Origin of the sequence: Acidiplasma aeolicum (assembly GCF_001402945.1) — an archaeon.
Lineage (GTDB): Archaea > Thermoplasmatota > Thermoplasmata > Thermoplasmatales > Thermoplasmataceae > Acidiplasma > Acidiplasma aeolicum.
The window spans coordinates 1-4,076 of sequence record NZ_LKBG01000033.1 but is presented as its reverse complement, the minus strand read 5'-3'; the positions used below and the strand labels follow the sequence as shown (position 1 = coordinate 4,076).

Here is a 4,076-nt window from a genome sequence, read left to right as displayed (position 1 = left end):
TAATCTCTCACTAAATGCATCCTTTATGTCATTAACCATTATTTCCATTTTTTTCTACGGATATTATTAGATTAATTTCGTATTTTTTTTCACTTGGAGCCACCATTAGAATTTATTTCTTTCTAAGTTCCATGTTTTTAATGTATTCTTTTTACTTACTATCGTCTAAATTTTCTAAATCTATATGGATACGCATTTTCTCGACTCTATTTTTTATGTACAACCCTTTCCAGATAACGCAACTTGCAGCAGGGGATTTTCTTGTTTTGTTTTATGAAGGATTTTTGCTTCTATCTATATTTTTTATGTTAATAGCAATCAACACTAAAAAAATATTCAATATTAACTGGCTTATTTCCTTTTTCTTCATGTTTTTAACTATTGGTGAGTTAGAGTTTTCTTATCTCGGAATTCCATTATATATGATAATTTTTAGCTCTGAGTATTTCATACTAAACAGGTCTAAATTCAATGTTAAAAAAACAATCTATAAAATTATTTTCTATGATATAATAATAATATCCATATTCTTCCTGATATATATGCCACTTATATTACCTTCATATTTTGGTTCATACATATCATTGTCATCTAATGGCCCAATAGCCGAACCATTAGGAGAGTATGCTTCATTCACAGATAGTTTCCAGGGCGTTTTATTCCTTATGCCATATAGTTATACTGGAGAAAAAATTGGTAATATCGCAACATATGGTCTACTTACAAATTTCAAAATGTTTTTTAATATATATCTATATCTCTTATTTTTGTGCATCATTCTTCTCTTGATTTTTAGTCTTATTATCAGAGCAATTAATTTGAAAATATATTTTATAACAATAATAGTTTCAGCCCTTCTTGGATCTGGTCCACATAGCCCTTTAAAATTTATACCTATATATTTATATGAACATTTACCTGGATACCCACTATTAAACACTTCATATTACTGGGATTGGATAGTGATTGCTCCGCTTTATTCTATCTTAATTTTAATTATATTTTCAAAACTCAGCTCAAGAAAAATGGAAATTAAAAATGTAAAAATAAAGTTTAAATTTAAGATATTTCGAAATGTTAATAGGATTAAAAAACCTATAATGATTATTTTAGTTATATTATTTGTAAGCTTATTAGTAGTACCTATAATTACACAAGATTATTATTTCGATAATGGACATGGCATAGTTGATAGGGGAGTATATGAGTACAATTATGAATCAATGTCTAACCAACTTTGTGCCCTAGAAGAAAACCAGCCTGGCGGCGTGATATTCGCCCCTCCCGGACCTGAGATATATAAAATGAACTCTAATTACTGTGATCACGCAACTTTCGCATATGATAATTATATGTCTTTTAGGGAACTCTCGGTACCATCCTATGGTAGTTCTCCATCAAATGATACACAGATAAACTGCTACTTTTATAATTTATTATATGGCAATTTAGGTGGTAATGCAAAAATAAACATGGGTCTTATTATGTCATATTTAGATATGAAATATATAGTCATATTAAGGAACATGACACAATATGGAAATTCAGCATTTAACTATTCAAATCTTCATATGAATAAATTTACAGGAATTCAAAGGATAGTTAATTCGAAAAATTATGAAATATATGATAGCCTATACACACCAGTAAGCGTATTATATTCTAATAAATTCTCAATCGATATTGGAAATCTTTATTCATTAAACACACTAGAGGCAAATAATTACGATATTAACCACATAATTCAGGTATATTCAAATAATATTAATTACAACAACTTTAGATTCTATATCAATAATGCTTCAAGTATAGAGTTGCAAAATTTATCCTATCTTAATTATCTTTACTTGGATTCAGTCAGTCACGAAACTATATATCCAACAGAATATACAATACAGAATTATTCTGCTCATTTCCCTAGATATAACTGGGCCAATGGAAGTCACTTCTATGCCCCTGAAGTATCACAACTTCCATCGTCTCCAAATAATTATGCAATTACGAGTTCGGAATATAATAATTTAAGCATTAAATTAGATGGAAGTAATAAATACAATAAAGCCTTTGTACAGATATACTTTTCTACTGTTGCTCCAAATACAAATATATCAATTTTTGCTGATAAAAGCCTAGTTGAAACAGTTAATCCACATATCGATAATAGTTCTCAAGATGGGTTTCTATTAGTTCCAATCAATTATAACGTAGATAATAATACAATACTTACTATAAATTCAGGAAATACAAGTAACGGTGTCATACCCGACTATTGGATAGATGCAATTGGGAATATCTATCTAGTCAACTCATCTAAATATATAGAAAATAAAAACATGATAAATAATATAATAAATAATGAGCATATAAAGATATATTCTTATTCTAATGCTAGCCAAATTAACCATAACTTAAACTATAGTCTTGGAAATATTACATTATCTAATAATGGTTACAGCATAAAAAGCACCAACTTTAAATTTGCTATGGTAAATTTTCCATTATATTCTGATGAAAAATCTAATTTTAATACTATAGGCAACGGCATTAATACTATTATTATAGAAAACAACATTAATAGAAATATTCATATTGATGTTACATCTTACAAATTCTGGTTATATGGCACTATTATACAATTAGTTTTTTTTACATCACTAATAACAATGTTGTTGATTTTAAGATATAAAAAATATATAATATAGAACTTAATAAATTATGAAATATTTTAAATATATGACTTCAAAGTAACTTTAAGAATTATTAATCAAACACTTTTTTGTAAACCTGTATAAGTTTATTTCTAAAAGATTCATCCGAAAATTTTTTTGATCTTTGGAATGATTTTTCTGACCATTTGGTATAATCACCTAAAAATTTATTAATTAAGTATAGATATTCTTTATAATTATAAGGATTTTTTATATATGGCATATCTTCACCCAAAATTTCCGTTGCAGTGGATAAATTATTGGAAACAACAGGCAACCCACAGGCCATGGCCTCAACAGGTGGAAAACCAAATCCTTCTTTTATAGATGTATGGATATATATATCTGATGCAGATAAATACAATGGATAGCTTTTAGAGTCTACATAACCGAGGTTTATGGCATTTTTTGAATTTAATGGAGAATTTATTTTCAATAATAAAAAATTATCCTGCAGTGAATCTGCGATATTTTCCAATGTATTTAAATTTTTATTAATACCGGTTCCAGAAACATTAATCAAGATTGTTTTGTTCTTAGGCAAGTGCAAATACTCTCTTATCTTATTTTTATTTCTTGGGCGATATATTGTTTTATCAATGCTAAATGGAATAATATAAGGAGCAATATTAAGTTCTTTTTTTATTTGTTCTGCAGAAGCTATAGAGGGAGTTATAATAGCTTTTGACTTTCTGGCTAATTTTTTAATTTTAAATTCATAATAATTATATGCCATGTCTTTTAGAAATCCTTCAAAACTGTGGGATTTAAATATATTCGTTTCATAGTAAAATTCATGCAAAGTCATAACAACATTTTTAGATTCAGAAGAAAGTGAATAATCAGAACCTATTATATGCAAATTTTTATTTTTTAATATATTTTTCTTCTTAACGTTTCTGATATTTATATAGTTTATTATAGGTACACTAAACATTGTTTTTGAGTATTTTGAAGAAAGTGATATCGAATTTTCAATAATATAATCTTTAAAATAATTCATAGAATAAAGTTTTAAATTGGTTATAACAGGTTTTAATACTCTATATGTTTCTATTGCGGCTCTCCCTATACCTGTATTATAGCCCTGATTTACTATTAATATTATTTCATTGAAATCTGCATCCACAAAGTCAGATTAATTAATGATATTAGTATTTTTGTATTATTCTATTTCTAGATTTTCAAAATGTATGCAACAATTATCTCTCCTAGGGATATGTAATAATTCCTGTGTTTAACATACCACATATACTCTATTTTAAGTATTTCTGGTTATGGTCATTTTATGTTAAACAAACTTAATGAGATATAAATAATGCTGTTGAAAAAATATCGAAAATACTTGATGTGCCCAGGGATGAGATC

The 4,076-nt window shown here is 26.9% G+C and carries 2 protein-coding genes; one reads left to right on the top strand and one right to left on the bottom strand.

Annotated features, from left to right (window positions below; all coding sequences use genetic code 11):
* The first annotated feature begins 215 nt into the window (after nucleotides 1–215).
* On the top strand, nucleotides 216–2,702 hold the full coding sequence (locus tag AOG54_RS01290; protein WP_055032300.1) for a hypothetical protein: 2,487 nt from the start codon (nucleotides 216–218) through the stop codon (nucleotides 2,700–2,702).
* 58 nt (nucleotides 2,703–2,760) lie between these two features.
* Here the strand turns inward: AOG54_RS01290 and AOG54_RS01285 are convergent, their stop codons facing one another.
* A complete protein-coding gene (locus AOG54_RS01285; RefSeq protein ID WP_055032299.1) occupies nucleotides 2,761–3,837 on the bottom strand; it encodes a glycosyltransferase in 1,077 nt (358 codons plus the stop codon).
* Between the last annotated feature and the right edge of the window lie 239 nt (nucleotides 3,838–4,076).